Source organism: Brevundimonas sp. RM1, assembly GCF_052907225.1.
Genome location: NZ_JBRERY010000004.1, coordinates 56,298 through 83,005, shown reverse-complemented (window position 1 = coordinate 83,005; position 26,708 = coordinate 56,298). Strand labels below are relative to the sequence as shown.

Here is a 26,708-nt window from a genome sequence, read left to right as displayed (position 1 = left end):
CGAGCCTAAGGCCAAAGGACTGGATCCCGGCGTCCGCCGGGATGAGCGGAGAGAGGTATCCTTAGCGCAGGCCGCCGTTCTGCGTCTCGTCGTAGAACTTGGCCATGTCGGTGTAGAGCTGCTCCAGCGCCGGGCGGGCCGTGTACATCATGTGGCCGCCTTCATAGTAGGTGAACTCCAGGTTCCCGCGCAGGTGCGGCTCCAGCATCATCTGGGCCAGGTCGTACTCCGTGCTGAAGAAGGGCGTGGCGGCGTCGTAATAGCCGTTCAGCGCCAGCACCTTCAGGTGCGGATTGCGGCGGATGGTCGTGGCCAGGTCGACCGCCGTGTTCGGCGTGGTCTGCGGGCCGCCGACCGGCGGGCGGTGGCTCCAGTCCCAGTCAAAGCCCGGCAGGCCGCGCGCCGACTGACGATAGTCCATGTCGGTGCGATAGTTCAGCGTCGTGGCCACATAGTCGCGGAAGATGCTGAAATAGGCGCCGGTGATGGCGCTGCTGGAGGGGTCTTCCTCGGGCGAGCCGCCGACCGCATTGGCGTCGATGCCCAGGTAGCGGGTGTCCAGGCGGCCGACCGTCTGGCGACGGTCGCGCAGCAGCTCCTTGCGGAACGGGCTCAGCTCAAGGCGCAGATTGGCCTGATCCAGAACCTCGGGCGAAATGCCGATCAGGGCGCTCATCTGCTGGGCGATCTGGGCGCGCTCGGCGTCCGAGATCAGATGCCCCTTCGACAGGGCGGCCGAGTACGGGCCGATGGCGAATTCGCGGGCGCGCTGGACGTGTTCTTCCAGGCTGGGCTTGTTCGGGATCTTGTTGTGATACCAGGCCGTCGCCGCATAGGTCGGCAGCAGGGTGACGAAGTTCTGCGGATAGCCCGGCTGGCGCACGCCGTAGTTCATGATCGACGACAGCAGCACCACGCCGTTCAGCGACATGCCGCGGCTTTCCAACTGATGCACCAAGGCGCCCGCGCGCAAGGTGCCGTAGCTTTCGCCCAGAACGTATTTCGGGCTGGACCAGCGGTCGAACTTGGTCGTGTAGCGCATGATGGCGCGGGCGAAGGTGTCCGCGTCCTGATCCACGCCCCAGAAGGCCGAACCCGGCGTCTCGCCCAGCGGGCGCGAATAGCCGGCGCCGACCATGTCGATGAAGACCAGGTCGGTCTTGTCCAGCAGGGTCATGTCGTTGGGCGCCAGGTTGAACGGCCCCGGACGCTCGACCACCGGAGCGTCGGTCTGGACCCGCATCGGGCCGAAGGCGCCCATGTGCAGCCACACCGTCGGCGAACCCGGCCCGCCGTTGAACATATAGGTGATCGGGCGACGGCCGACCGGCTGGCCGTCCAGCGTATAGGCCACATAGAAGAGGCTGGCCGTCGGCATTCCCGCGTCGTTGCGGACCGTCAGGGTGCCGGCCGTGGCCTTGTAGCGCATGGCGCGGCCGTGGGCGGTGATCGAGTGGCTGGTCGTCACCGTCTGTTCGTCGGCGCTGGCGCGGGCCCAGTTCTTCTCGATCTGTTCGGCGTTGGCGTTGCGCAGACGTTCGGCCGCCGAGCGGATCGGACCCGAACCGCCGCTGGACGCGGCTTCCTGAGCCATGGAAACGGTCGGCGCGGCCAACAGGGCCGCAGCGCAGGCGGCGGTCAACAGACGACGCATATAGGATACTCCCCCCTAGGATGCCGGACTCTCCGGCGGATCGACGCTAGCGCCGCCGTTTCCGAAGAAGCAACGGAGTTTGCATCAGTTGGTCGATATTCGTTCGGCGGCGCTGCGCCCTCCCTTTCGCCTTGAAGTCCCTCTTGCTAAGTCGCCGTCGGGGCCGCATGGCAGTCGCGCCTTTTTCAACGCGTGAGCCGCCCATGTCCGTCGCCAAAACCCGCGTCGCCGTCCTGATCTCGGGAACCGGCTCGAACATGGCCAGCCTGATCGCAGTGGGTCAGGCGGCGGACGCGCCGTATGAAGTCGTGGTCGTCGTCTCCAACATCGCGGGCGCGGGCGGCCTGACCAAGGCCGAGGCGGCAGGCGTCGAGGCGTTGACGGTCGAGCACAAGCCCTTCGGCAAGGACCGCGAGGCGCACGAGCGCGCCCTCGACGCCCTGCTGGTCGAGCGCGGCGTCCAGGTCGTGGCCCTGGCCGGATACATGCGCCTGCTGACCCCGTGGCTGGTCGGCAAGTGGGCGGACCGGATGCTGAACATCCACCCGTCGCTATTGCCGCTCTATCCCGGCCTGAACACCCACGCCCGCGCCATAGAGGCCGGAGACCTTGAGGCGGGCTGCACCGTCCACATCGTCACCGAGGGCGTCGATGAAGGCCCGATCCTGGGCCAGGTGCGCGTGCCGATCCTGCCGGGCGACACGCCCGACATTCTGGCCGAACGGGTCAAGGCGGCGGAGCACGGCCTTTATCCCCAGGCGCTCGCCGATTTCGTCCGCCGCTCGTAATACTTAACGATTTTTAATGCGACAGCCGGTCGCAGGCGAGCGCAGGTTGCTCGCAAGCACGAATGCGCCGCCCTGATGGCGTAATCGCGCACGTCTGCACCACTGGGAAAGACCCGATGATGAAAACCCGCCTGATGAGCGCCGCCGCCATGGCGCTCGCCCTCGCCTTCTCGGCTCAGCCGACCTTCGCCCAACACGCCCACGCCTCGGCGACCGCTTCGACCACGCCCGAGATCAAGCCCTGGGGCTTCGACCTGGACGGCCGCGACCTGACGGTGAAGCCGGGCGACGACTTCAACGCCTACGCCAACGGCGTCTATCTGCGCGACACCGAAATTCCGGCCGACAAGGCCCGCTTCGGCCCGTTCGACGTCCTGTATGAGAACTCGCAGGCCCAGCTTCGCGCCATCATCGAGGCCAGCGCCGCCAACCCGGTCAACGACAACGCCCGCAAGGTCGGCGCCCTGTACGCCAGCTTCATGGACGAGGCCCGCGTGAACCAGCTGGGCGCCCAGCCCATGGCCGCCGACCTGGCCGCCATCCGCGCCGTCGCGAACCACAGCGACATGGCTCGCCTGATGGGCGCCAGCCACGAAGGCTTCGGCGGCTCCCTGTTCGGGGTGGCCGTGTTCGAGGACTTGCAAGACCCCAACGTCAACTCGGCCTATCTGGGCCAGGGCGGCCTGGGCCTGCCGGACCGCGACTATTATCTGAAGCCTGACTTCGCCACGCAGCGCGAAGCCTATGTCGGGTATGTCACGCGCGCCCTGACCGCCGCCGGCTGGAGCAACCCGGCCCAGACCGCCGCCGACATCCTGGCCTTCGAGACCAAGGTGGCCGAGAAGCACTGGACCACGGTCGAGCGCCGCCAGATCGACAAGATTTACAACCCGACCCCGGCCGCGCAACTGTCGACCTTCGCGCCGGGCTTCGACTGGGCCGCCTTCCTGCAGGCCTCCAAGGTCGAAAGCGTGCCGACCCTGGTGCTGATGGAGAACACCGCCATCCCCGGCATCGCCCAGGTGTTCGCCGACACCCCGATCGAGACGCTGAAGGCCTGGCAGGCCTTCCAGACCGTCGATCAGGCCAGCCCCTATCTGTCCGACGCCTTCGTCGACTCGCGCTTCGAGTTCCGCGGCAAGACCCTGCGCGGCCAGCCCGAGAACCGTCCGCGCTGGAACCGCGGCGTCGCCCTGGTCGACGGCCAGCTGGGCGAGGTTCTGGGTCAGGAATACGTCCGCCTGCACTTCCCGGCTTCGTCCAAGACGCAGATGGAGACTCTGGTCGCCAACCTCAGCGCCGCCATGACCGAGCGTCTGAAGGCCCTGGACTGGATGAGCGAGGCCACGCGCGAGCAGGCCCTGCTGAAGATGTCCAAGTTCGGCGTGAAGATCGGCTATCCCGAGAAATGGCGCAGCTATGACGGGCTGGAGCTGACGGCGGGCGACCTCTACGGCAACGTCGAGCGCGCCTCCGCCTTCGACTGGGCCTGGAACCGCAGCAAGATCGGCCAGCCGGTCGATCCGCTGGAATGGGGCATGACGCCCCAGACGGTGAACGCCTATTACAACCCGCCGCGCAACGAGATCGTCTTCCCGGCCGCCATCCTGCAGGCGCCCTTCTTCGATCCGAACGCCGATCCGGCGGTCAACTACGGCGGCATCGGCGCCGTGATCGGCCACGAGATCACCCACGGCTTCGACGATCAGGGCCGCAAGACCGACGCCAACGGCGTGCTGCGCGACTGGTGGACGCCCGAAGACGCCGCCCGCTTCGAGGAGCGCGCCAAGACGCTGGGCGCCATCTACGCCGCCGAGGAGCCGGTGCCGGGCACGCACATCAACGGCGACCTGACCATGGGCGAGAACATCGCCGACCTGGGCGGCCTGCTGATGGCGCTGGACGCCTATAAGCGCAGCCTGAACGGCCAGCCGGCCCCGGTGATCGACGGTCTGACCGGCGAACAGCGCGTCTTCCTGGGCTGGGCCCAGGTGTGGCGCGAGAAGTCGCGCGAAGAGGCTCTGAAAGAGCAGTTGACCACCGACCCGCACTCGCCGGGCATGGCGCGCGCCGCCACCACGCCGCGCAACATCGACGCCTGGTACGCCGCCTTCGGCGTCACCCCGGATCAGGCGGAATACATCGCCCCCGAAAAGCGCGCCCGCATCTGGTAAGCGGCGCGTCCGGCGACGGACAAAAGGAAAGGGCGTCGGCTTCGCGGCCGACGCCCTTTTTGTTTCCCCCTTGCGGCGAAAGGCTTATTCGTGCGGCTTCTTCGGCGTGGTGGCGGCGCCTGCAACGGCGCCGATGACGCCGCCGGCGACCGTCGCGCCGGTGTTGCCGCCGATCGCCTGACCGGCGACCGCGCCGCCCAGGGCGCCCGTGGCGGCGCGTTGTTCCGTGGTCGTGCCGCAAGCGGCCAGCAGAGCCGTCAGGCCGATCACTGGGGCGAGTTTCAGCATCGTCTTCATGGCGGTCATCCTTGTTCTTCTTCGAGAGACAGCGTGACCATGAGAACGAAACGGCCCGCCCCCGGTTCCGAGGGCGGGCCGAATTGTCACACAGCTTGGCCGCAAACGATCAGGCCGCGTCGGGTCGAAAAGGAGAAGCCTTTTGACCGCGGCTCAGAAAAACAGGCCGCGTCCGGTCGGGATATCCCGAAGGGTCGACGATCGCGGCCCCTCAGGAAAGGCCCTTAGCCGACGATGTCGGCGTCCGTGAAGAACTGGGCGATCTCGATGCCGGCGTTCTCCAGCGAGTCCGAACCGTGGACCGAGTTCTCGCCGATCGACAGGGCGAACAGCTTGCGGATGGTGCCTTCAGCGGCGTCGTTCGGGTTGGTGGCGCCCATGACTTCGCGGTATTTGGCGACGGCGTTGTCGCCTTCCAGCACCTGGACGACGACCGGCTCGGCGATCATCTGCGAGACCAGTTCGCCGTAGAAGGGACGCTCGGCGTGCACTTCGTAGAACTTCTTGGCTTGGGCTTCGGTCAGCTTGACGCGGCGTTGGCCGACGATGCGCAGGCCGGCGCCTTCGATCACGGCGTTGATGGCGCCCGTCAGGTTACGGCGGGTGGCGTCCGGCTTGATGATCGAGAACGTACGTTCGGTCATGGGAGTGACTTCTTGTTTGGGAGTTTGAGGGTCGGCGGCTTATAGCGAGCGCCGCACATCTTTCCAATATCCCCGCGCGTAAGCCTTTTTCTTTCCGGTTCCCATGCTGCAGATCAAAAACCTGACCTACAACGCCTGGGGCCGCGAGTTCCTGGACGACGCCTCCGTCAGCCTGCCGCCGGGGTCCAAGGTCGGCCTGGTCGGCCGCAACGGCATCGGCAAGTCGACCCTGTTCAAGCTGATCCTGGGCGAACTGGCCGCCAATGGCGACGAAATCTCCCTGCCCAAGACCGCGCGCATTGGCTCGGTCGATCAGGAACACCCCGCGACGCCCGTCAGCGTGCTGGACACCATCCTGGAAGCCGACGTCGAGCGTCACGACCTGCTGACCCGGCTGGAAACCGCCGAGCCCGAGGAAATGGGCGAGATCTGGGGCCGCCTGATCGAGATCGACGCCGACAGCGCCCCCGCCCGCGCGTCCGAAATCCTGGCCGGCCTGGGCTTCAGCCATGACGACATCCTACGCCCGATGGCCGAGTTCTCGGGCGGCTGGCGGATGCGCGTGGCCCTGGCCGCCGCTCTGTTCGCCGAGCCGGACATGCTGCTGCTGGACGAACCGACCAACTACCTCGATCTGGAAGGCGCCCTGTGGCTGGAGCAGCGGCTGAAACGCTATCCGCACACGGCCCTGATCATCAGCCACGACCGCGAGCTGCTGAACGGCGTCTGCACCCACATCCTGCAGCTGTCGAACCGCAAGCTGGACCTCTACACCGGCAACTACGACACCTTCGAAAAGACGCGCGCCGAGAAGCTGCGCCTGATGGCGTCGACCCAGGCCAAGCAGGACGCCGAACGCGCTCACCTGCAGAAGTTCATCGACCGCTTCAAGGCCAAGGCGTCCAAGGCGACGCAGGCCCAGTCGCGCGTCAAGCGGCTGGAGAAGATGCAGCGCATCGAACTGCCGCCCGAAGAGCGCGTCGCCCCCTTCAGCCTGCCCTCGCCGGAGCGCCCCCTGCCCCCGCCGCTGATCCGGCTGGAGAAGGCCAACGTCGGCTATGAGCCGGGCAAGCCGATCCTGAAGAACCTGAACCTGCGGATGGATCTGGACGACCGGATCGGCCTGCTGGGCGTCAACGGGGCGGGCAAGTCGACCTTCGCCAAGCTGATCGCCAAGGCCCTGACCGTCGAGACGGGCGAGTTCCACCGTGACGGCAAGATGCGCGTGGGCTGGTTCCACCAGCACCAGATCGAAGCGATGGACCCGACCGACACGCCGCTGGAGATCATCCGCCGCGCCATGCCGGACGCCTCGGAGAGCAGCCGCCGCAGCCGCCTGGCCCAGTTCGGCCTGCCCTTCGAGAAGCAGGAGACCACCGTGGCGTCCCTGTCGGGCGGCGAACGAGCGCGCCTGCTGCTGAACCTGGTGGCGATGGATGCGCCGCACATCCTGATCCTGGACGAACCGACCAACCACCTAGACATCGACAGCCGCCGCGCCCTGCTGGACGCGCTGAACGAATATACGGGCGCGGTCATCCTGATCACCCACGACCGTTCGCTGATGGAGCTGGTGGCCGACCGCCTGTGGCTGGCCGCCGACGGGTCGGTGAAGCCGTTCGACGGCGACATGGACGACTATCAGAAGTTCGTCCTGGACCGCGCCAAGCAGGCGGGGATGAAGCCCAGCCAGGTCAAGCATGAGGAAGCTGTGGCCGAGGCTCCCGCTCCCGCGCCCACGCCCACGCCCAAGGCCGAAAAGAAGAAGGGGCCGTCTCCGTCCACGCTCCGCCATGCGGTGAAGAAGGCGGAAGAGAAGATGGCCCAGCTGACCGCCGACCTGGCGCGTCTGGACGACGATCTGGCCAACGCCGCCGTCAATGATCCGAAGAAGCTGGAAGGCCTGACCCGCGCCCGCGCCAAGGCCCAGACCGACCTGGATCAGGCCGAAGTCGACTGGATCGCCGCCGAAGAAGCCCTGGCCGAGGTGTCCTGATGAGCAAGACGCCGCCCCTGCTGACCAAGGACGAGATGCAGGAGGCGTCCGCCCGTCTGCGCGCCTACCTGCGCGACGAGATGGAGGTGGAGGTCGGCCAGTTGCCCGCCGAGATGCTGGTGGAGTTCATCGGCCGCGACATCGGCCGCCTGTTCTACAACCGCGGCCTGCGCGACGCGGAGACCGTGGTGCGCCAGAAGGTAGAGGACGTCGCCGACGCCCTCTACGGCCTGGAGCGATAAGCCCCCCGCTCACCCGGCCTCCACCGGGGTGAGCGGATATTGTTTGAACTCAGCCGCAGCTGACGCGCGTCACTAGGTTGGTCTTGTCGTCGTAGGTGAAGGTCACGCGGTTCTCGCGATAGTCCATGGTCGCCGCGCAGCTGCTGCACAGGACGCGGAAGATGCGGCCTTGCGGCGCGGTCGGAATGGTCGAGCGATTGCGGCCCACATACTCCTGATAGTCGCTGGCCTTGCAGGCGACGGGGGTCGCCTCGCCGCCGGGCGCAGGCGTCGCGCCGCCGCCCTGGGTCGGGGCGCAGGCGGCCAGGGCGAGGAAGCCCGCAGCGGCGCTCAGAGTCAGAATCGTCTTCATGGCGGCGTCCTTTTCGATCAGCCGCAGCGAACCTGTTCGACCAGGCCCGTCTGCTGATTATAGAAAATATTCAAGCGGTAAGGCGAATAGTCTTCGGTTACGGGACAGGTCGTGCAGGCGACGCGACGGTTCACCACATCCACCGGAACGGGAATCTGGCTGCGCGGTTTCCCGACCAGCCACTGAAGCTCGCCGGCCTTGCACATGTCGCCGTCGATGCTGCGGACGCCCGGTTCGGACAGATAGGGCCGTTCAGTGGAAGAGACCGGCGTCCGCACCGGCGCCGTCGGCTGGCCGGCGTGTCGCGCAGGCGGCGGCGAGGCGCACGCCGACAGGGCGACCAGGCCGACGCCCAGGATCAGGCCGCTTTTTCCCAGCGGCCCTCGTCCGATTGTTTCCAGTAGGCCAGGTCGGCGCCGTCCGCCTTCAGCGTCCGCCAGCGCCCGCGCGCATGGTTCAGCGCCTGCTCGTCCCGACCGTCGAAAATGATGAAGCAACGTGCGAACTCCTGCGTGGCCCCAAGCTCTGAATCATCGACGATGAACAGCGCCTGAGCGCCATTCAGATTCTCGCCCGATTCGGACAGGAGCACAGGCTGGCGCGCAGCGTGTCCGCCGTCAGCCCGTCCGTGCGGCAGGAAACTGTCGTCGCGATAGGTCCACAACAGCTCGTCGATGTCGTCGAGCCGGTGCGAGGTCGCGCCCCGGATCAGAGCGCGCCATCCCCGCTGAAGCGTGCGCTCCAGCAGGGTCGGCAGCACCTGATCCAGCGTCGACCGCTCCAGGTGGTAGAACCAGATTTCCGGCTTGGCGTCAGACACCCGGCCCTACCTTCCTGAACTGAGGTCAGCCTTCGTAGTGGTCGGCGACCATGCGGTCGAGCAGACGCACGCCATAGCCCACGGCGCCGTCCGGCACGGTCGGGTTCTTGGAGTCCTTCACCCAGGCGGTCGAGGCGATGTCGATGTGCGCCCACGGCGTGCCGTTGGTGAAGCGTTGCAGGAACAGGGCGGCGGTGATCGAGCCGCCGGCGCGGCCATTGCCCATGTTCTTCACATCGGCGATCGGGCTGTCGATGTGGCGGTCGTATTCCGCCGGGATAGGCATGCGCCAGGACTTCTCGCCCACCTTCGGACCGGCGTCGGCGATGTTGGCGGCCAGTTCGTCGCTGTTGGTGAAGACGCCCGCGTATTCCAGGCCCAGCGAGATGATGATGGCGCCCGTCAGGGTGGCCAGGTCGATCATGAACTTCGGCTTGAAGCGGTCCTGCGTGTACCAGAGCGCGTCGGCCAGCACGAGGCGGCCTTCGGCGTCGGTGTTCAGCACCTCGATGGTCTGGCCCGACATGGAGGTGACGACGTCGCCCGGACGCTGGGCGTTCCCGTCCGGCATATTCTCGACCAGGCCCAGAACGCCGACGACGTTCACCTTGGCCTTGCGGCCGACCAGGGCGTGCATGAGGCCGGCCACGGCGGCGGCGCCGCCCATGTCCCACTTCATCTCCTCCATGCCGTCGGCGGGCTTCAGGCTGATGCCGCCGGTGTCGAAGCAGACGCCCTTGCCGACGAAAGCGATGGGGGCCTCGCCTTCCTTGCCGCCGTTCCACTGGATGACGGCCAGTTGGCTTTCACGCACCGAGCCCTGCCCGACGCCGAGCAGCGAGCCCATGCCCAGCTTCTGCATCTCGGCTTCGCCCAGGATCTCGACCTTGGCGCCCAGGGCCTCCAGCTCCTTCACGCGGCGCGCGAACTCGGCCGGGTACAGGATGTTGGCGGGCTCCGACACCAGGTCGCGCGCGAACAGCACGGCGTCGGCCACAGCCGACAACGGCTGGAAGGCGGCCTCTGCGGCCTTCACGTCCGAGGTCACGACGCGCACGGTCGTCACCGACGGGATCTTATCGGCCTTCTGCTTGGTCAGGTATTTGGCGAAGCGATAGGCGGCCAGCCGCACGGCGAATCCGGCGCGGGCGGCCAGTTCCGGCGACAGGTGCGACACGTCGATAGTCAGGACTTCGGCGCCCGACAGCTTGGTCGCCTGATAAGCGGCCGCAGCCGCGGTTTCGACCGCCAGATCGTCCAGCTTGTCCGCCGCGCCCGCGCCGACCAGCAGGACGGCGTTCGCGTCGATCCCGGCCGGAGCCGCGACGTTCAGGCTGCTGCTGGCGGCGCCGTTGAAGCGGCTGTTCTTCATCGCCTTAACCAGGGCGCCCGAGGCGGCCTGATCCAGCGCCGGTCCGGTCCCAGCCAGCGCCCGCCCTTCATGAACCAGCAAGGCGAGAATTTCGGCTGCACCCGACGAAGCGACGAATTCGATTTTCATAAACTGACTCCAAACCGAGAAATCATGCCCCGGTCACGCTTGAATTTGCCATGGTCGCGGCGACGGTTTCGTCGGGGCGGCCGGATGTGTATTACATGGCTCGCATCGCCCTGGGCTGCAACACGCTCGCAGCCGATTATACGACCTTACCCGCCGCATGACCCTGATTCAGAGGTACCTTTTCCGCCAGATCGGCCTGCCCATCGTGGCGGCGGTCGCGGCGCTGGCCGGGATAGGCCTGCTGAGTCAGAGCCTTGATCAATTGGAGGTCATCGTCGAGCGCGGCCAGAGCGTCTGGGTCATGGTCAAATTGACCTTGCTGGCCCTGCCGCAACTGATCGCCGTCATCCTGCCCATCGGCCTGTTCGTGGGCGCCCTGATCGCCCTGACGCGGCTGCAGCGCGAGCAGGAGCTGACCGCCGCCTACGCCGCCGGCGTCAGCCGCTGGGCCCTGATCCGGCCCGCCCTGCAGATCGCCCTGATCGTCACGGTCATCTCCCTGCTGGTGAACGTCTTCGTCCAGCCCTGGGCCCAGCGCGAGGGTCGCCGCCAGGCGTTCGCCATCCGCACCGACCTGGCCGCCCTGCTGGTCGAGGAAGGCCGCTTCGTCCAGGGTCCGGACGGCCTGACCGTCTACGTCCAGCAGATCGAGCAGAACGGCCTGATGAAGAACCTCTTCGTCTACCTGGACAACGGCAAGACGGTCACGACCTGGGACGCCGAGACGGCCCGTTTCGGCCGCGTCGACGGCCTGCCGGTGCTGACCATGCAGAACGGCTCGATGCAGCGCTATTCCTCGCGCGAGGTGCTGAACCAGCTCTCGTTCGACCAGCAGGTGTTCGACCTGTCGCCCTACGCCAAGACCTCCGAGCGCATCCGCTTCAAGCCGTCGGACCTGTGGCTGACGGACCTGTTCGACCCGACACCCGCCCTGCTGGAGACCGCCGGAACGCGCGGCGAGCTGGCGGCCGAGGGCCATTCGCGCTTGGCTTCGCCTCTCTACGCCCTGGCAGCCATGGCCTTTGCCCTGGCGGCCATCCTGGGCGGCGCCTTCAGCCGCAGCGGCTACGCCGGACGCATCGCCAGGGCCGCGGGCGCCTTCCTGATCCTGCGCGTCATCGGCTACGGCCTGGTGGCCGGCAGCGCCTGGAACGGCGCGCTCAACATCCTGCAATACGTCGTGCCGCTGGCCGCCACCTTCCTGGCCTTGCGCATCCTGTTCCGCGCGCTGAAGCCGCGCCGTCGCCGCACCTGGGCGCCGCTGGAACGCCTGAAGGCGAGGTTCGCATGAGGCTCCGTCTTGGCCGCATCGAACGCTATGTGCTGATCCAGCAGATGAAGTCGCTGGGCGTGGCGCTGGCCGTCATCGCCGCCCTGGTCATGCTGATCGACTTCGTCGAGGTCTCGCGCGGGCTGAACTCATCCGGCGAACTGTCGGGCGGGCGCATCCTGAGCCTGGTCATGGTCAAGTCGCCGTCGGTGATCGTGCAACTTCTGCCCTTCGTCTTCCTGTTCGGCACGCTGGGCGCCTTCGTCAGCCTGAACCGGCGCAGCGAGCTGATCGCCATGCGGGCGGCGGGCGTTTCGGCCTGGCGCTTCGTCCTGCCGGCGGCAGGCGCGGCGGTGGCGCTGGGCGTGCTGACGGTCACGGTGCTGGGCCCGATGGCGGCGGCGGGCGACGCCGTCTGGCAGCGCGAGCGCGCGCGCATCTCCGGCTCGGTTCCCGGCAGCGAATCGGGCCAGGCGGTCTGGCTGCGCGAAGGCGACGCCAACCGTCAGATGATCATTCGCGGAGGCCGCCAGGAGCAGGCCAGCGGGCGACTGCTAGACGCGACCTTCTTCATCTACACCACGACTTCAAGCGGCCGTCGCGTCTTCACCGAGCGGGTGGACGCCGCCACGGCGACCCTCAACGCCGGGCGCTGGCGCCTGACCGACGCCTCGGGCGCGCAGACGGGGCAGCGGGCGGTGCGCTACGCCACCTTGGACCTGCCGTCCAACCTGGCCGACGAAGAGGCCTTCCAGCGCTTCGCCAGGCCGCAGTCGACGCCCTTCTGGTCCCTGCCCAATCAGATTCGCAGGATCGAGGACGCCGGCTTCGCCTCGACCGCTTACCAGCTGCGGCTGCAACAGCTTCTGGCCACGCCGCTGATCTTCGGCGCCATGTCCATTCTGGCGGCGGCCTTCTCGCTGCGGCTGATGCGCCTGGGCGATCTGGCGCGGATGACGGTGGCGGCCGTAGTGCTGGGCTTCGCCTTCTTCTTCCTCAATCAGTTCTCCTCAGCCATGGGTTCGGCCGAGGTCGTGCCGCCGATCATCGCCGCCTGGCTGCCGCCTATATTGACTGCTCTCGCCGCCTTTACCTTGCTGTTCTATACCGAAGACGGCTAATCGAGCGGTTTCCGCCCGGCCGGTAATGAGTGGACACCGCATGACCCATCGCCGTCTCCCCCGCATGGGAGCCCTGCGCCTTCGGCTGTTGACCGGCGCGGCGTTGGTCATAGGCGCGCCCCTGTCTGCGCCAGGACTGGCCTACGCCGCCCAGGCCCAGGCGCCGGCTCCGGCCCCCGCCGTTCAGGCGGCGCCGCAAACGGCCGCTCAGACGCCGGGCGCAGACGGTCTGACGCCTGACGCCGTCTACATGGACGCCGATTCCGCCCAACGCGAAGGCGACGTCGTCTCGGCCCAGGGGTCGGCCGAGGATCGGGTCATGGCGCGTTTCCAGGACCACAGCCTGCGCGCCAAGGACGTCACCTATGACCTGCAAAGCCAGGTCGCCACGGCCTCGGGCGACGCTGAACTGACGGCGCCGGACGGCTCGGTCGTTCACGCCGAACGCATCGAACTGGATTCTGATTTCAAGACGGGCGTGGCCGTCGACCTGGCCACGCGCCTGTCGAACGGCTCCAGCCTGATGGCCGCCACCGCCGTGCGCCGTTCCGAAACGGTCAGTGAGCTGAACAACGTCATCTTCACCCCCTGCCCCATCTGCACCGTGGACGGCGCGGCCAAGACGCCCAGCGTCTCCATCCAGGCCTCCAAGGCGGTGCAGAACGAAGAGCTGCGCGCGATCCTGTATCGCGACGTGGTGTTCCGCCTGGGCGGCGTGCCGATTTTCTACCTGCCCGCCTTCTCGCACCCCGACCCCAGCGTAGATCGGGCGTCGGGTTTTCTGGTCCCCTGGGGCGACTATCAGGCCGGACGGGGCGTCTCGCTCGAACTTCCCTATCTGCACGTCATCTCGCCGTCCGAGGACGTTCTGATCAGCCCGCAGTTCAACACCAGGGTCGAGCCTCTGCTGAACCTGCAATGGCGCAAGCGATTCACGGACGGCATGATCGTGGCGCGCGGCGGCGCCACCTACGGCCGCAGCTTCGGCGACTTCGACCTGGACGGCGACGGCGACGCGGAGAGCAACGTCCGCTTCGGCGACAAGACTGCGCGCAGCTATCTGCTGGCACACGGCGCCTTCGACCCTGACGGCCCGTGGCGCTGGGGCTTCACGGCCGAGCGCGTCTCGGACAAGACGCTGTTCGACCGCTATGACGTGCGCGACGCCTATCAGGACAACGGCCTGTATTACGGCGACAGCCGCCGTCTGATCAGCCAGATCTACGCCGAGCGTCAGACCCAGCGCTCCTATCTGTCGGTCGCCGCCTTCACCATGCAAAGCCTGCGGGTGGCGCAGTTCGACCCCGTCACCCCGGCCCTGAACGTCTTCGAGGACGACAACACCCTGCCGCTGGTGGCGCCCCTGATCGAGGCGCGATGGGAGCCGGAAGGCCCCGTCTTCGGCGGCCGCCTGCGTCTGCGCGGCTCCGCCGTCGCCCTGACCCGCGACGCCTATGTCGGCTTCCCCACCCTGGCGCCCGAACTGATTCCCGGCGGCCCGACCGACGGCCTGCCCGGCGTCGACAGCCGCCGCGTCACCGGCCAGGCAGAATGGCGCCGCGCGATGATCTCGCCCATCGGCGTGCGCTGGGAGCCGTTCGTCGACCTGCGCGCCGACGTCTATTCGGTGGCCGACCTGCCGCCCGCCATGGGCGTCGAAAACGAGACCTACGCGCGCGCGCGCGCCAGCGCCGGGGTCGACGTCAGCTATCCCCTGTACCGCCGCCTCAGCGCCTCGTCCGATCTGATCCTTGAGCCGATGGCCCAGTTGTCGATCTCCAACAAGGCGGACCTGGATCGACGCATTCCGAACGAGGACAGCCAGATCACGGAGCTGGACCACCTGTCCCTGTTCCGCATGGATCGATTCCCCGGCTACGACCTGCTGGAGGGCGGCTTGCGCTTCACGGCGGGCGCGCGCGCGACCTTGCACTGGGACGAGGTGCGCTCGGCCAGCCTGTTCATCGGCCGCAGCATGCGCGCAGACGACCAGGACGAATACCTGACGCCGATCCCGGACGATCCGACGCGCCTTTATGACCCCTCGGGTCTGGCCAGCCGGACGTCGGACTGGGTGGTTCAGGGGTCATTCAATCCCTCGGATCGCATGCGCGGCTGGTTCCACGCCACCATCGACGGCAATGGCCAAGTTCGTCGGGCCGAAGCGACCGTCGACGGCCGCTGGGGACGCCGAAACCTGGCCAGCGTAAGCTACATCGTGGACAGCTCGAACCCCTTGGACGGCCCCGAAAACCGCAACTACGAGTTCGTCCAGCTCTCCGGTCACCAGTTCATCTACGGCAACTGGGGCGTGGCGGTGACGGGGATCGCCGACATGCAACGCGACATCGTCACCCGGTCGGAGGTCGGCCTGCTGTACGACGACGACTGCTTCCGCATTGAGCTGGGCTGGCGGCGCGATAACACGCGCGTCCGGCCGACCGGCCCGGCGGAAGGCGTTTACATCCGTCTTAACCTCGCCACTTTTGGGGCTTCAGGCTATGATCGCAATGATATGCGGTAGGCAGGGCGCGCATTGCGGCGTAGGGGAGCTTGCGCCCCGGCGCTGCGGCGTGGCGATCGCCGCCGACCGGCTCGGGACCGCTTTAGGGAATCAGGACTGACGATGGGTTTGATGCGTTACTCTACGGGAGCCGCCCTGGCCGCCCTTATGGTCGTGGCGGCCGTGGAGCCTTCCTCGGCTCAGACTCCGGCGTCTCCCGCTCCTGCGCAGGCCGCGCCTCAAACTCCGGCCGCCGGCGCGCTGAACCCCGCCGCCGAGGAAGCGCCCCAGCGCACGGCCCCTGCGCCGCAGTTCCGCCTGTCCGACGGCATCATCGCGACGGTCAACGACCGCATCATCACCGGCTTCGACCTGCGTCAGCGGATGCTGGTTCTGATGGCCATGACCCAGGTCCAGCCGACCGAAGAAAACATCGGCGCCATCCAGCAGCAGGCGCTGAACGACCTGATCGACCAGCACCTTCAGGCCGCCGAACTGGCCAAGTTCGAACAGCTCAAGATCGGCGACGCCGAAATCGATCAGGAAATCGCCGACATGGCCCGTCAGGCGGGCACGACGCCAGCCAGCTACATCAACTTCCTGGAACAGGGCGGGATCAGCATCCCCGCCTTCCGCGAGCAGATGCGCACCGAGATCGGCTGGCGCGAACTGGTCGGCGGCCGTTTCCGCGACCGCGCCCGCGTCGGCAAGAGCCAGGTCGAGCAGACCATGCGCCAGATGACCGAATCGGCGACCAAGCCTCAGTATCTGATCGGTGAAATCTACCTGGAGGCCGCCCGCGTCGGCGGCATGCAGGAGGCCATGAACGGCGCGCGCCAACTGGTGCAGCAGATGATCCAGGGCGCGCCCTTCATGGCCGTGGCGCGCCAGTTCTCGGCCGCCCCCTCGGCCGCCCGCGGCGGCGACGCCGGCTGGGTGGTCCAAGGCACAGTCCAGCCCGCCCTGCAGTCCGTCATGGACACGCTGGAGCCCGGCCAGCTGTCGAACCCCATCCCCGTCGATGGCGGCGTCTACATCCTCTACATGCGCGACAAGCGCTCGGGCGCCTCGACCAGCATGGTCAAGATGAAGCAGGTCATGGTCGAGCTGCCGGAAAACGCCGATGAGGCCCAGGTTGCCGCCGCGACCCAGCGCCTTGAGGCCCTGCGCGGCCAGCTGACCTGCGACAACATCCTGACCCGCGCGCGTTCGGAACCGGGCTTGCTGGGCGCCGATCTGGGCGAGAGCGACGTCGCGGACCTGTTGCCGCAGTTCCAGCAGGTCGCCCGCTCGGCCGAGGTCGGCTCAGTCAGCACGGCGGTCCGCACCCCGCTGGGCGTGCACCTGCTGGCCGTCTGCGATCGCCGCCTGGGCGGTCCCGACGCCCCCTCGGCGCAACAGGTCGAAGCCCGCCTGCAGAACCAGAACTACGCCATGCTGGGCCGCCGCTATCTGCGCGACCTGCGGGCCGACGCCCTGATCGAAATCAAGCAATGACGGTGATCCGGCCGCTCATCGTCACGATGGGCGACCCCGCCGGGGTGGGGCCGGAGATCATCGCGCGCGCCTGGTCGGTGCTGAGCTCCGCGCCCGGCCCCCTGGCGCCGGTCGCGCCCTTCGTCGTGGTCGGCGACGCCGCTGTTCTGAAGGCGCAGGGCCAGCCGGTCGAGGCCGTCCTCAGCCCCGCGGACGCCGCCGGCGTCTTCGGCCGCGCCATCCCCGTCCTGCACCATCCGGCGCCCGCCCCCGTAACGGCGGGTCAGCCTGAGCCCGCCAACGCCGTCGCCGTCGCCGACTGGATCGAGCGCGGCGTCGATCTGGTGCTGTCGGGCGAAGGCTGCGGCCTGGTGACGGCGCCGATCGCCAAGGCGCCCATGTACGCCTCAGGCTTCCGCTTTCCCGGCCACACTGAGTTCATCGCCGAACTGACCGCCGACGTCCCCTTCAGCGGCACACGCGGCCCGGTGATGATGCTGACGGCCCAGAACCTGCGGGCCTGCCTCGTCACCATCCATGTGCCGATCGACCAGCTGCCCGAACTGGTGACGGGCGAGCGCGTCGCCCGCGTCGCCCGCGTCGTCCACGAATCGATGAAGCGCGACTTCGGCATCAGCGCCCCGCGCCTGGCCCTGGCCGCCCTGAACCCCCACGCGGGCGAAGGCGGCGCCATCGGCCTGCAGGAGGTGACGGTGCTGCGTCCCGCCGCCGAGGCCCTGCGCGCCGAGGGACTGAACATCACCGATCCCCTGCCCGCCGACACCCTGTTCCACGAGGAAGCACGGGCGCGCTACGACGCTGTCGTCTGCCTCTATCACGACCAGGCTCTGATCCCGGTGAAGACGCTGGACTTCTGGGGCGGGGTCAACGCCACCCTCGGCCTGCCCATCGTCCGCACCTCGCCCGACCACGGCACCGGTTTCGACATCGCCGGCAAGGGCGTCGCCCGCGCCGACAGCTTCATCGCCGCCGTCCGCCTGGCTTCTGAGATGGCGTCCGCCCGCGCGGCGCGCTAACAGGCCTCGTGACCGATCATCTGCCCTCCCTGCGTGAAACGCTCGACGCCCACGGCCTGTCGGCCAAGAAGAGCTTCGGCCAGCACTTTCTGCTGGACCTGAACGTCACGCGGAAGATCGTCCGCTACGCCGGGCCGTTCGACGGCCGCGCCGTCATCGAGGTAGGCCCCGGCCCCGGCGGCCTGACGCGCGCCCTGCTGGAAAGCGACGCCGGCAAGGTGGTGCTGGTCGAAAAAGATCCGCGCTTCATCCCCCTGCTGTCCGAACTGGACGACGGCTCTGGTCGCCTGACCATCGTCGAGGCCGACGCCCTGAAGGTGAAGGAAGCCGAACTCGTCGAGGGCCCCGCGCACCTCGTCTCCAACCTGCCCTACAACGTCGGCACGCCGCTGCTGATCAAATGGCTGACGGGTCCGTGGAGCCCTTGCGCCCTAACCCTGATGTTCCAGAAAGAAGTCGCCGAGCGCGTGGTGGCCCAACCCGGCGAGGACGCCTATGGCCGTCTGGCCGTCATCAGTCAGGCCGTGGCCGAAGCGCGCATCGTCATGCATCTGCCCGCCGCCGCCTTCACCCCGCCGCCCAAGGTGGCCTCGGCCGTGGTGCATCTGATACCCTTGGCCGAGCGCCCCGCCCCCGACCGCCTGAAGCGGCTGGAACGGGTCACGGCGGCCGCCTTCGGCCAGCGTCGCAAGATGCTGCGCTCCAGCCTGAAACAACTTGGCGGCGCCGCCCTGTGCGAAGCCGCTGGAATCGAACCCGACGCCCGCGCCGAAACCATCGACGTGGCGGGCTTCCTCAGATTGGCCGACGCTTTGACATGACAGTAGAAATCGAACCCTTCCGCGCCATCGCCATCAGCCGCATCGCCCATGAGATGAAGGCGCAGGGCCAGTCGGTCATCCATATGGAGTTCGGCCAGCCCTCGACCGGAGCCCCCAGCCGCGCCATCGCCGAGGCCCACCGCGTGGTCGACGCCGAAGCCGGCGGCTATTGGGAAAGCCCCAACCTGCGCGCCCGCGTGGCCAAGCTGTACAAGGACCGCTACGGCGTCGTCATCGATCCCGAGCGCGTCATCATGACCGCCGGCGCCTCTCCCGCCCTGGTGGTGGCGCTGAACATGCGCTTTGCTCCCGGCGACCGCGTGGCTATCGCTCGCCCCGGCTATGTCGCCTATCGCAACACGATGAAGGCCCTGCACATCGTCCCGCAGGAGATCGACTGCGGCCCCGACGTGCGCTTCCAGCTGACGGCCAAGGCGCTGCGCGAACTGGACCCGGCGCCGCAGGGCGTCATCATCGCCAGCCCCGCCAATCCGACTGGCACCGTCATCGCCGAGGACGAGCTGAAGGCCATCGTCGAGGTCTGCCGCGAGCGCAACATCAGCATCATCTCGGACGAGATCTATCACGGCATCACCTACGGCCATGACACGCCCTGCATGCTGCAGTTCGACGACAAGGCCATGATCGTCAACAGCTTCTCCAAATACTGGAGCATGGCGGGCTGGCGTCTGGGCTGGCTGATCCTGCCAGAAGAAGAGGTCCAGCAGGCCCGCGCGCGCATGGGCAACATGTTCCTGACGCCGCCGACGCTCAGCCAGTTCGCCGGCCTGGCCGCCATGGATTGCGAAGAAGAGCTGGAAGCCAACATCGACGTCTATCGCGCCAACCGCGAGCGGATGCTGGAAGCCCTGCCCGCCATGGGCCTGCGCTCGATCGCCCCGCCGGACGGCGCCTTCTACATCTATGCCGACATCGGCCACCTGACGAACGACAGCATGGCCTTCTGCGAGAAGCTGGTGCGCGAGACGGGCGTGGCCACGGCGCCGGGCGTCGACTTCGACCCCGTGAACGGCCACCGCTTCATCCGCTTCAGCTTCGCCGTCTCGACGCCCGAGATCGAGGACGCCCTGGCCCGCATGAAGACCTTCTTCGCCGCCCGCACCGAGGAAATGCAGGAACAGCGGACAGCCTAAGAGCGTTCGACAAGCCCCGGATCCTTCGGAGCTTTCATGTCGAAATCGCGTCTCGCCGTCTCAGTCCTGCCCTTCACCCTGGCCATGCTCGCGGCCTGCGGATCGCCTGCTGAGACCCCGAGGCCCGAACAGCCCTCGGTCGCCGAAACCGCAGCCTCGCCCCTGACCCGCGAGGCGGTCGAGGCCGCCGTGTTCGAGAGCGTCGCCGCCCCCGTCGAGGGTCAACCCGCACGGCCCGACGCGGCGACGGCGCGCGCCCAGATCCTGCTGGACCGCGCCAACTTCTCGCCGGGCGTGATCGACGGCTTGGGCGGCGACAACACGCGCCAGGCGATCGCCGCCTTCGAAAAGTCCGCCGGACTGCCTCAGGACGGGGTGCTGGACGCAGAGGTGTTCCGTCGCCTGACCGCCGGCGACGACGGCCGCGTCCTGACCGACTATACGATCGCCGACGCCGACCTGGCCGGTCCCTTCATCGGCCAGGTTCCGGCCGATCTGACCGACATGGCCAAGCTCCAGACCGTCGGCTACGCCACGCCGCTGGAGATGCTGGCCGAGAAGTTCCACATGACCGAGGGCCTGCTGCAGGCGCTCAACCCCGGCGTTGACTTCGGCAAGGCGGGCCAGACCATCGTCGTTGCCGCCGTGGCCCAGACCGAGCTGACGGGCGACGTGGCCCATATCGTCGTCGACAAGGCCGAGCGGTCGGTGCGGGTCTATGACGCGGCGGACAGGCTTCTGGCCTTCTATCCGGCCACCATCGGCAGTTCGACGCGCCCGGCGCCTTCGGGCGATCTGACCGTCGTCGGCGTCGCGCCCGAGCCGAACTACACCTACGACCCGGACCGCGTCAGCTATGACCGGGGCGACCGCAAGGTCATCGTGCCGCCGGGACCGAACAATCCGGTCGGCTCGGTGTGGATCGACCTGTCGCGCGACACCTACGGCATCCACGGCACGCCGGACCCGTCCAAGGTCGGCAAGACCTTCTCCAGCGGCTGCGTGCGCCTGACCAACTGGGACGCCGAACAGTTGGCGTCCAAGGTCAAGCCGGGCGTGCGCGTGACCTTCCGCTAGTCGCCGTAGAGATCAGCCGCCGTCCGACCGGGCGCGTCCAGTTGCGTCAGCGGCAGCGGCGGCGGGTCCAGCGTCACGCCCAGCGCCTGATAGGTCGCCGCGCTGGAGAAACCGTAGGGCTCGGCGTCCGCATTGCTGAAGGCGTAGTAGACGGCGCTGACCCGCGTCATCACCGCCGCCGCCAGGCACATGGGACACGGGTGGCCGCGGGCGTAGAGGATCGCGCCCGACAGATCGACGCCGCCCAGCGCCGGCCCAGCCTGACGCAGGGCCTCCATCTCGGCGTGGGAGCTGGGATCGTTGGTCGCCAGCATCCGGTTGACGCCGCTGGCGATCAGGACGCCATCCTTGACCAGCACCGCCCCAAACGGCCGACCGCCCGCCCTGACGTTCTCCAGCGCCAGGTCGACGGCCTGAGCCAGCCAGCGGCGGTGCTCGGCGTCGTTCATGGGCGTCAGACCACTTCCTTCAGCAGGGCCTGCTTGTAGCCATCAACCCACAGGTTGCGGTGACGGCGGCTGCGCTCGGCGTGATAGATGTGGGCCAGTTCGGCGTAGGATCGGTCGAAGTCCTCGTTGACCAGCACATAGTCGAAGTCGTCGCAGTGCTCGATCTCGCCCTTGGCGTTGGCGACGCGGCGCTCGATCACGTCCTCGGCGTCTTGCGAGCGCGTCACCAGACGGCGGCGAAGCTCCTCAAGGCTGGGCGGCAGGATGAAGACCCGCACGGCGTCGCCGGGGCATTTGGCGGCCACGTCGCGGGCGCCCTGCCAGTCGATGTCGAACAGGACGTCGCGGCCTTCCGCCAGCGCCCGCTCGACCGGCGCCGCCGGACTGCCGTAGCGATTCCCGTGCACGTCGGCCCATTCCAGGAAGGCGTCGGCGTCGATCAGGCGCTGAAATTGCTCCTTGCTGACGAAGTTGTAGTCGCGCCCGTCCACCTCGCCCGGACGGATGTCGCGGGTGGTCATGGAGACCGACAGCTCCAGCCCCTTGTGGTCGGCCATCAGACGGCGGCACAGCGAGGTCTTTCCGGCCCCCGACGGACTGGCCACGATCAGCAGGACGCCACGGCGGGGGGTGCGGTTATTCGACATTCTGAACTTGTTCTCGAAGCTGCTCGACGACGGCCTTCAACTCCAGGCCGATTCCGGTGAGCGCGGTCGTAGCGGATTTCGAGCAGAGGGTGTTCGCCTCGCGCATGAATTCCTGCATCAGGAAGTCGAGTTTTCGACCGGCGGGGGGTTGCTGCAACAGTGCACGGGCCGAGGCGACGTGGGCCGTCAGCCGATCCAGCTCCTCGCGTACATCGGCCTTGGTCGCCAGCGCCGCGGCCTCGAGGAAGACGCGCTCGTCCAGACCGGGCGCATCGGGCGCCAGTTCGCTGATACGACGAGTAAAGCGTTCGCGGATGGCCTCGACCTGAGCCGACACCTCAAGCTCAGCGCGAGCGACCAGAGCCTCGATGGTCCCGACGAAGTCGTGGATCACCGGCGTCAGCTGCTCGCCCTCGCGCTGACGCGACGCCTTCAGCGCGTCCAGCGCCTGTTCAACCGTGGCGGCCATGGCCAATTCCAGAGCCGCACGGGCCTCGGCGTCCTCGTCCTCTTCCGCGACCTCGATGACGCCGCGCAGGGCCAGCAGGCCGTCGGCCGAAGGCGGGGTCGCCCCCTCCTCCGCCAACTGGTTCGCCAGCCGCAGATAGGTCGCCAGCACCGCCTCATTGACGCGCGGCGCGGGCTCGCTCCCCTCGGCGCGCTTGGTCTGCAGGCCCAGCGTCACCTGCCCCCGGTTCAGCCGCGCCTGAGCCGCCGCCTTGGCCAGCCGCTCAAGGTTGTCGAAGCCATGCGGACCGCGATAGCGCGTCTCCAGCGAGCGCCCGTTGACCGAGCGCGCCTCGACCGTCCAGGTCCAGCCGTCCAGCCCGCCGTCCGCCCGGCCGAAGCCGGTCATGCCCGAAATTTGGCCTGAAATCTGGCTCATCGTCCGGCCTCCGTCGGCACGCGAATGACCTTGGCGCCCGGCGGAATGGCGATCGCCGGGCCGGAGGCTTCATCCGTCATGGGCGCCGGCGAGGTTTCCGGCGCGCTCTCACCCGCCACCAGCCCCGCCTTGCGGCGCTCGATCTCGCGCCAGCGGGCCACGTTCAGCAGGTGCTCCTGATAGGTGCGGGCGAAGACGTGGCCGCCCGTGCCGTCGGCGACGAAGAAGACGTATTCCGAGCGCGGCGGGTTCAGCACGGCCTTGATCGCCTCCTCGCCCGGATTGGCGATGGGCGTCGGCGGCAGGCCGTCGATCAGATAGGTGTTCCACGGCGTCGGATTGCGCAGCTCGGACAACAGGATGCCGCGCCCCAGCGGCCGCCCCTTGGTCACGCCGTAGACGATGGTCGGGTCGCTCTCCAGCCGCATCCCCAGGCGCAGGCGGTTGGTGAAGACAGCCGCCACCTCGGGCCGTTCGGAGGCGATGCCCGTCTCCTTCTCGACGATGGAGGCCAGGATGACGGCCTCTGCCGGCGTCGTGACGACCGTGGAAGGCGAGCGGGCGGCCCACAGGGTCTCCAGCTTGGTCTTGGCGGCGCGCTGCATCCGGGCGACGACGGCGGCGCGGGTCTCGCCGCGCGTGACCTCATAGGTTTCCGGCCAGAGGCTGCCCTCGGGCGGAACCTCGACCTCGCCGGTCAGGACCGGCTGCTTCATCAGGATGTCGACCGCCTGGGCGCTGGACCAGCCCTCGGGCAGGGTCACGTAGTGGCGCACCGCCTTGCCGTCGACCAGCAGGCCCACCACCGTCGCCAGAGAGGCGCCCGACGGCACCTCATATTCGCCCGCGCGGATCTTGCGGTCGGCGCCCGTCAGGCTGATCGCGGCTCGGAACAGGTCGGTCGAGCGGATCACGCCCGCCGATTTCAGATTGGCCGCGATGGCCGGAACGCCCGCCCCGGACGGCAGGGTGACGATGGTCGTCTCCCCTTCCGCCGCCTTCGGCCCCGGTCCCCAGTAGATGGCCCAGAACGCCACTAGCGCGGCGACCAGAAACAGGCCCAGCGTCCCGGCGGCGGTGATCAGGCCGACGTCGAGGCCGAAACGAGAGCCTCCGCCCCCGCCGCCCTTTTTCGGAACGCGCGACTTGGGAATGCGAACCTTGGGGGTGCGGGGGGGCGGAGCCTTGGCCAAGTCAGTCGACCTTCTTGAAGATCACGGCCGCATTGGTGCCGCCGAAGCCGAAGCTGTTGGACATCGCCACGTCGATCTTCTTGGCCTTACCCTTGTGGGGGATCAGGTCGATCGGCGTCTCCATCTCCGGGTCGTCCAGGTTGATGGTCGGCGGCGCCATCTGATCGCGGATGGCCAGGACCGAGAAGATGCTCTCGATCGCCCCGGCGGCGCCCAGCAGGTGACCCGTCATCGACTTGGTGGACGACACGGCCAGATCCTTGGCGTGGTCGCCGACCAGACGCTCGACCGCCTTCAGCTCGATCCAGTCGGCCATGGTCGAGGTGCCGTGGGTGTTGACGTAGTCGAGGTCCGACGGCTGCATCCCGGCGCGCTTCAGCGCCGCCTTCATGGCCCGCAGGCCGCCGTCGCCGTCTTCCGACGGGGCGGTGATGTGATAGGCGTCGCCGCTCATGCCGTAACCGACGACCTCGGCGTAGATCTTGGCCCCGCGCGCCTTGGCGTGTTCGTATTCTTCCAGAACCATGATCCCGGCGCCCTCGCCCATGACGAAGCCCGCATGGCCGCGGTCATAGGGGCGCGAGGCCTTCTCCGGCGTGTCGTTATAGGCGGTGCACAGCGCCTTGCAGGCCAGGAAGCCCGCGATGCCGATCGGCACGACCGAGCTTTCGGCGCCGCCCGCCACCATGACGTCGGCGTCGCCCAGGGCGATCATCCGGGCCGCATCGCCGATGGCGTGGGCGCCGGTGGCGCAGGCGGTGACGACCGAGTGGTTCGGGCCCTTCAGGCCGTGGCGGATCGAGATCTGGCCCGAGGCCAGGTTGATCAGGGCCGAGGGAATGAAGAAGGGGCTGACGCGACGAACGCCCTGTTCCTTCAGCACGATGGCCGTGTCGGCGATGGGGCCCAGACCGCCGATGCCGGAGCCGACCATGACGCCGGTGGCTTCCTTATCCTCTTCCGATTCCGGCTTCCAGTTGGCGTCGGCCAGCGCCTCGTCCGCCGCCGCGATGGCGTACAGGATGAAGTCGTCGACGCGCTTGCGGTCCTTGGCCGACATCACCTGATCGGGATCGAAGACGCCCGGCTGACCGGCCTCGCCGCCGCCGCGTCCGTCGACGCTAGGGACTTCGCCCGCGATGGTGCAGCCGTAGCCTTCGGTGTCGAAGGCGGTGATCGGACGGATGCCCGAGCGACCGTCCAGAATGCCCTTCCAGACATGCTCGACGCCCGTGCCCAGAGGCGTGACCAGGCCAAGGCCCGTGATGACGACGCGGCGCATGGTTCGCGCTCCTTCTTGGTCAGAATCGTAGCCAGAAACACTAATGGCCGCCGGACGGTCCCGCTAGGGGTCCGTCACGGCGGCCATCAGCTGGTAAGTGCGACGAATCGCAGCCGGATCAGGCGGCCAGCTTCTCGTCGATGAACTTCACCGCGTCGCCGACGGTCTGGATGTGCTCTGCGGCGTCATCCGGGATTTCGACGTCGAATTCTTCTTCGAAGGCCATGACCAGTTCGACGTTGTCGAGCGAGTCGGCGCCCAGGTCGTCGATGAAGGAAGCCTTCTCGGTGACCTTGTCCGGATCGGCGTCCAGGTGGTCGATCACGATCTTGCGGACGCGTTCGAGGGTGTCGGACATGAGTGTCTCTCTGCCTGTTTGAAATCGCCGTGAAGGCGGGTCTTGGGTTGTTTCGCCGTGTCACGGCTGCCTGTCGGGATCAAGCCTCAATGAGACTCACCCCCGAAAGACGTCCGTGCCCTTTAGCACAGGGTGACGGCGTGGAAATAGTCTGTTGCGCGTCGTGATGGCGCCGCGCAACGGGTTCAGATCATCGCCATGCCGCCATTGACGTGCAGCGTCTGGCCGGTGACGTAGGCCGCTTCATCCGACGACAGATAGACGGCGGCCGAGGCGATTTCGTCGCCGGCGCCCAGACGTCCGGCCGGAATCTTCGACAGGATGGCCTCGCGCTGCTGATCGTTCAGCACGTCGGTCATCGGCGAGGCGATGAAGCCCGGCGCGATGCAGTTGACCGTGATCCCGCGCGAACCGACTTCCTGGGCCAGCGACTTGGAGAAGCCGATCATCCCGGCCTTGGAGGCGGAATAGTTGGTCTGGCCGGGGTTGCCGGTGACGCCGACCACCGAGGTGATGCCGATGATGCGGCCCGAACGGCGCTTCATCATCCCCTTCACCGCCGCGCGGGTCAGGCGGAAATAGCTCTCGAGGTTGATCTGGATGACCGACTGGAAGTCCTCATCCTTCATCCGCATCAGCAGGCCGTCCTTGGTGATGCCCGCATTGGCGACCAGGATGTCCAGCGGCGCGCCCGCCGCCGTCTCGGCCGCGTTCACCAGATTGTCGACCGACTCCGGATCCGAAAGGTTCGCCGTGGCGAAGTGGGCCCGCTCGCCCAGTTCCTTGGCCAGATCGGCCAGCACGGCTTCGCGCGTGCCGGACAGGACGACAGTGGCCCCTTGCGCGTGCAGGGCGCGGGCGATGGCCCCGCCGATGCCGCCGGTGGCGCCGGTCACGAGGGCGGTCTTGCCGGTAAGGTTGAACATCTCTGTCTCTCCTCTTCCTTCTCCCCTTGCGGGAGAAGGT

At 67.9% G+C, this 26,708-nt stretch carries 26 protein-coding genes; 12 read left to right on the top strand and 14 right to left on the bottom strand.

Going from position 1 to position 26,708, the window contains the following annotated elements:
* Positions 1 to 61 precede the first annotated feature (61 nt).
* Positions 62 to 1,654 (bottom strand): S10 family peptidase, encoded by a 1,593-nt coding sequence (locus tag ACU5AP_RS05920; protein ID WP_446680938.1) that lies wholly within the window; start codon positions 1,652 to 1,654, stop codon positions 62 to 64.
* 203 nt (positions 1,655 to 1,857) lie between these two features.
* On the opposite strand from ACU5AP_RS05920, the gene purN reads away from it, so the two are divergent.
* Both purN and ACU5AP_RS05910 read left to right on the top strand, forming a co-directional pair.
* The gene (gene purN, locus ACU5AP_RS05915; protein WP_446680937.1) at positions 1,858 to 2,442 is read left to right on the top strand and encodes a phosphoribosylglycinamide formyltransferase; all 585 of its coding nucleotides are present in this window, start codon (positions 1,858 to 1,860) and stop codon (positions 2,440 to 2,442) included.
* Positions 2,443 to 2,558: 116 nt separating this feature from the next.
* Positions 2,559 to 4,616, top strand: a complete 2,058-nt coding sequence (locus ACU5AP_RS05910; RefSeq protein WP_446680936.1) for a M13 family metallopeptidase — start codon at positions 2,559 to 2,561, stop codon at positions 4,614 to 4,616.
* An 84-nt stretch (positions 4,617 to 4,700) separates the two neighbouring features.
* Here ACU5AP_RS05910 and ACU5AP_RS05905 read toward each other — a convergent pair whose 3' ends face one another.
* Positions 4,701 to 4,922 carry a hypothetical protein gene (locus ACU5AP_RS05905; RefSeq protein WP_369822373.1) on the bottom strand — a complete coding sequence of 74 codons (222 nt, stop codon included), beginning with the start codon at positions 4,920 to 4,922 and terminating at the stop codon, positions 4,701 to 4,703.
* A gap of 215 nt (positions 4,923 to 5,137) precedes the next feature.
* Positions 5,138 to 5,557 carry a nucleoside-diphosphate kinase gene (gene ndk, locus ACU5AP_RS05900; RefSeq protein WP_003165416.1) on the bottom strand — a complete coding sequence of 140 codons (420 nt, stop codon included), beginning with the start codon at positions 5,555 to 5,557 and terminating at the stop codon, positions 5,138 to 5,140.
* 103 nt (positions 5,558 to 5,660) lie between these two features.
* Here ndk and ACU5AP_RS05895 point away from each other — a divergent pair, with 103 nt between their 5' ends.
* Positions 5,661 to 7,553, top strand: a complete 1,893-nt coding sequence (locus ACU5AP_RS05895) for an ABC-F family ATP-binding cassette domain-containing protein (protein ID WP_128720250.1) — start codon at positions 5,661 to 5,663, stop codon at positions 7,551 to 7,553.
* Complete coding sequence (locus tag ACU5AP_RS05890) at positions 7,553 to 7,795, top strand: DUF2164 family protein (protein WP_003165418.1); 243 nt, start codon at positions 7,553 to 7,555, stop codon at positions 7,793 to 7,795. The genes ACU5AP_RS05895 and ACU5AP_RS05890 overlap by 1 nt, the downstream gene beginning before the upstream one ends.
* Positions 7,796 to 7,844: 49 nt before the next feature.
* Here ACU5AP_RS05890 and ACU5AP_RS05885 read toward each other — a convergent pair whose 3' ends face one another.
* The 4 genes from ACU5AP_RS05885 to ACU5AP_RS05870 form a co-directional block, all read right to left on the bottom strand.
* Positions 7,845 to 8,147 (bottom strand): hemolysin, encoded by a 303-nt coding sequence (locus ACU5AP_RS05885; RefSeq protein ID WP_046654251.1) that lies wholly within the window; start codon positions 8,145 to 8,147, stop codon positions 7,845 to 7,847.
* Between the two features lie 17 nt (positions 8,148 to 8,164).
* Positions 8,165 to 8,425, bottom strand: coding sequence for a hypothetical protein (locus ACU5AP_RS05880; RefSeq protein WP_232464015.1), 261 nt, complete (start codon positions 8,423 to 8,425; stop codon positions 8,165 to 8,167).
* An 80-nt stretch (positions 8,426 to 8,505) separates the two neighbouring features.
* Positions 8,506 to 8,967 (bottom strand): DNA polymerase III subunit chi, encoded by a 462-nt coding sequence (locus tag ACU5AP_RS05875; protein ID WP_003165424.1) that lies wholly within the window; start codon positions 8,965 to 8,967, stop codon positions 8,506 to 8,508.
* A 25-nt stretch (positions 8,968 to 8,992) separates the two neighbouring features.
* A complete protein-coding gene (locus ACU5AP_RS05870; protein ID WP_046654253.1) occupies positions 8,993 to 10,468 on the bottom strand; it encodes a leucyl aminopeptidase in 1,476 nt (491 codons plus the stop codon).
* Positions 10,469 to 10,625: 157 nt separating this feature from the next.
* Between ACU5AP_RS05870 and ACU5AP_RS05865 the strand changes: the two genes are divergently transcribed.
* The 8 genes from ACU5AP_RS05865 to ACU5AP_RS05830 all read left to right on the top strand — a co-directional run bounded on the left by ACU5AP_RS05865 (position 10,626) and on the right by ACU5AP_RS05830 (position 20,927).
* Positions 10,626 to 11,759, top strand: coding sequence for an LptF/LptG family permease (locus tag ACU5AP_RS05865; protein ID WP_138141165.1), 1,134 nt, complete (start codon positions 10,626 to 10,628; stop codon positions 11,757 to 11,759).
* The gene (gene lptG / locus ACU5AP_RS05860; protein WP_446680935.1) at positions 11,756 to 12,859 is read left to right on the top strand and encodes an LPS export ABC transporter permease LptG; all 1,104 of its coding nucleotides are present in this window, start codon (positions 11,756 to 11,758) and stop codon (positions 12,857 to 12,859) included. The genes ACU5AP_RS05865 and lptG overlap by 4 nt, the downstream gene beginning before the upstream one ends.
* Positions 12,860 to 12,899: 40 nt before the next feature.
* Complete coding sequence (locus tag ACU5AP_RS05855) at positions 12,900 to 15,383, top strand: LPS-assembly protein LptD (protein ID WP_233126681.1); 2,484 nt, start codon at positions 12,900 to 12,902, stop codon at positions 15,381 to 15,383.
* 111 nt (positions 15,384 to 15,494) lie between these two features.
* Positions 15,495 to 16,859: a peptidylprolyl isomerase gene (locus tag ACU5AP_RS05850; protein WP_223850868.1), complete on the top strand. Its 1,365-nt coding sequence runs from the start codon at positions 15,495 to 15,497 to the stop codon at positions 16,857 to 16,859.
* A complete protein-coding gene (gene pdxA / locus ACU5AP_RS05845; RefSeq protein WP_128720251.1) occupies positions 16,856 to 17,875 on the top strand; it encodes a 4-hydroxythreonine-4-phosphate dehydrogenase PdxA in 1,020 nt (339 codons plus the stop codon). Before ACU5AP_RS05850 ends, pdxA begins: the two co-directional genes overlap by 4 nt.
* Before the next feature lie 8 nt (positions 17,876 to 17,883).
* Positions 17,884 to 18,696 (top strand): 16S rRNA (adenine(1518)-N(6)/adenine(1519)-N(6))-dimethyltransferase RsmA, encoded by an 813-nt coding sequence (gene rsmA, locus ACU5AP_RS05840; protein ID WP_446680934.1) that lies wholly within the window; start codon positions 17,884 to 17,886, stop codon positions 18,694 to 18,696.
* The gene (locus ACU5AP_RS05835) at positions 18,693 to 19,850 is read left to right on the top strand and encodes a pyridoxal phosphate-dependent aminotransferase (RefSeq protein WP_128720253.1); all 1,158 of its coding nucleotides are present in this window, start codon (positions 18,693 to 18,695) and stop codon (positions 19,848 to 19,850) included. Before rsmA ends, ACU5AP_RS05835 begins: the two co-directional genes overlap by 4 nt.
* 36 nt (positions 19,851 to 19,886) lie before the next feature.
* Complete coding sequence (locus ACU5AP_RS05830) at positions 19,887 to 20,927, top strand: L,D-transpeptidase family protein (RefSeq protein ID WP_446680933.1); 1,041 nt, start codon at positions 19,887 to 19,889, stop codon at positions 20,925 to 20,927.
* Here ACU5AP_RS05830 and ACU5AP_RS05825 read toward each other — a convergent pair.
* From ACU5AP_RS05825 to fabG, 7 genes are all read right to left on the bottom strand, one after another.
* The gene (locus ACU5AP_RS05825) at positions 20,924 to 21,376 is read right to left on the bottom strand and encodes a nucleoside deaminase (protein ID WP_446680932.1); all 453 of its coding nucleotides are present in this window, start codon (positions 21,374 to 21,376) and stop codon (positions 20,924 to 20,926) included. The genes ACU5AP_RS05830 and ACU5AP_RS05825 overlap by 4 nt on opposite strands.
* A gap of 5 nt (positions 21,377 to 21,381) precedes the next feature.
* Entirely contained in the window at positions 21,382 to 22,023 is a 642-nt protein-coding gene (gene gmk / locus ACU5AP_RS05820; RefSeq protein WP_269297876.1) for a guanylate kinase, read from the bottom strand.
* The gene (locus ACU5AP_RS05815; RefSeq protein ID WP_446680931.1) at positions 22,013 to 22,909 is read right to left on the bottom strand and encodes a YicC/YloC family endoribonuclease; all 897 of its coding nucleotides are present in this window, start codon (positions 22,907 to 22,909) and stop codon (positions 22,013 to 22,015) included. Before ACU5AP_RS05815 ends, gmk begins: the two co-directional genes overlap by 11 nt.
* A complete protein-coding gene (mltG, locus tag ACU5AP_RS05810) occupies positions 22,906 to 24,102 on the bottom strand; it encodes an endolytic transglycosylase MltG (RefSeq protein ID WP_446680930.1) in 1,197 nt (398 codons plus the stop codon). Before mltG ends, ACU5AP_RS05815 begins: the two co-directional genes overlap by 4 nt.
* Before the next feature lies 1 nt (position 24,103).
* On the bottom strand, positions 24,104 to 25,384 hold the full coding sequence (gene fabF, locus ACU5AP_RS05805; protein WP_128720258.1) for a beta-ketoacyl-ACP synthase II: 1,281 nt from the start codon (positions 25,382 to 25,384) through the stop codon (positions 24,104 to 24,106).
* Between the two features lie 118 nt (positions 25,385 to 25,502).
* Positions 25,503 to 25,742 (bottom strand): acyl carrier protein, encoded by a 240-nt coding sequence (locus ACU5AP_RS05800; protein ID WP_003165440.1) that lies wholly within the window; start codon positions 25,740 to 25,742, stop codon positions 25,503 to 25,505.
* A 185-nt stretch (positions 25,743 to 25,927) separates the two neighbouring features.
* The gene (gene fabG, locus ACU5AP_RS05795) at positions 25,928 to 26,668 is read right to left on the bottom strand and encodes a 3-oxoacyl-[acyl-carrier-protein] reductase (protein ID WP_046654273.1); all 741 of its coding nucleotides are present in this window, start codon (positions 26,666 to 26,668) and stop codon (positions 25,928 to 25,930) included.
* Positions 26,669 to 26,708 lie beyond the last annotated feature (40 nt).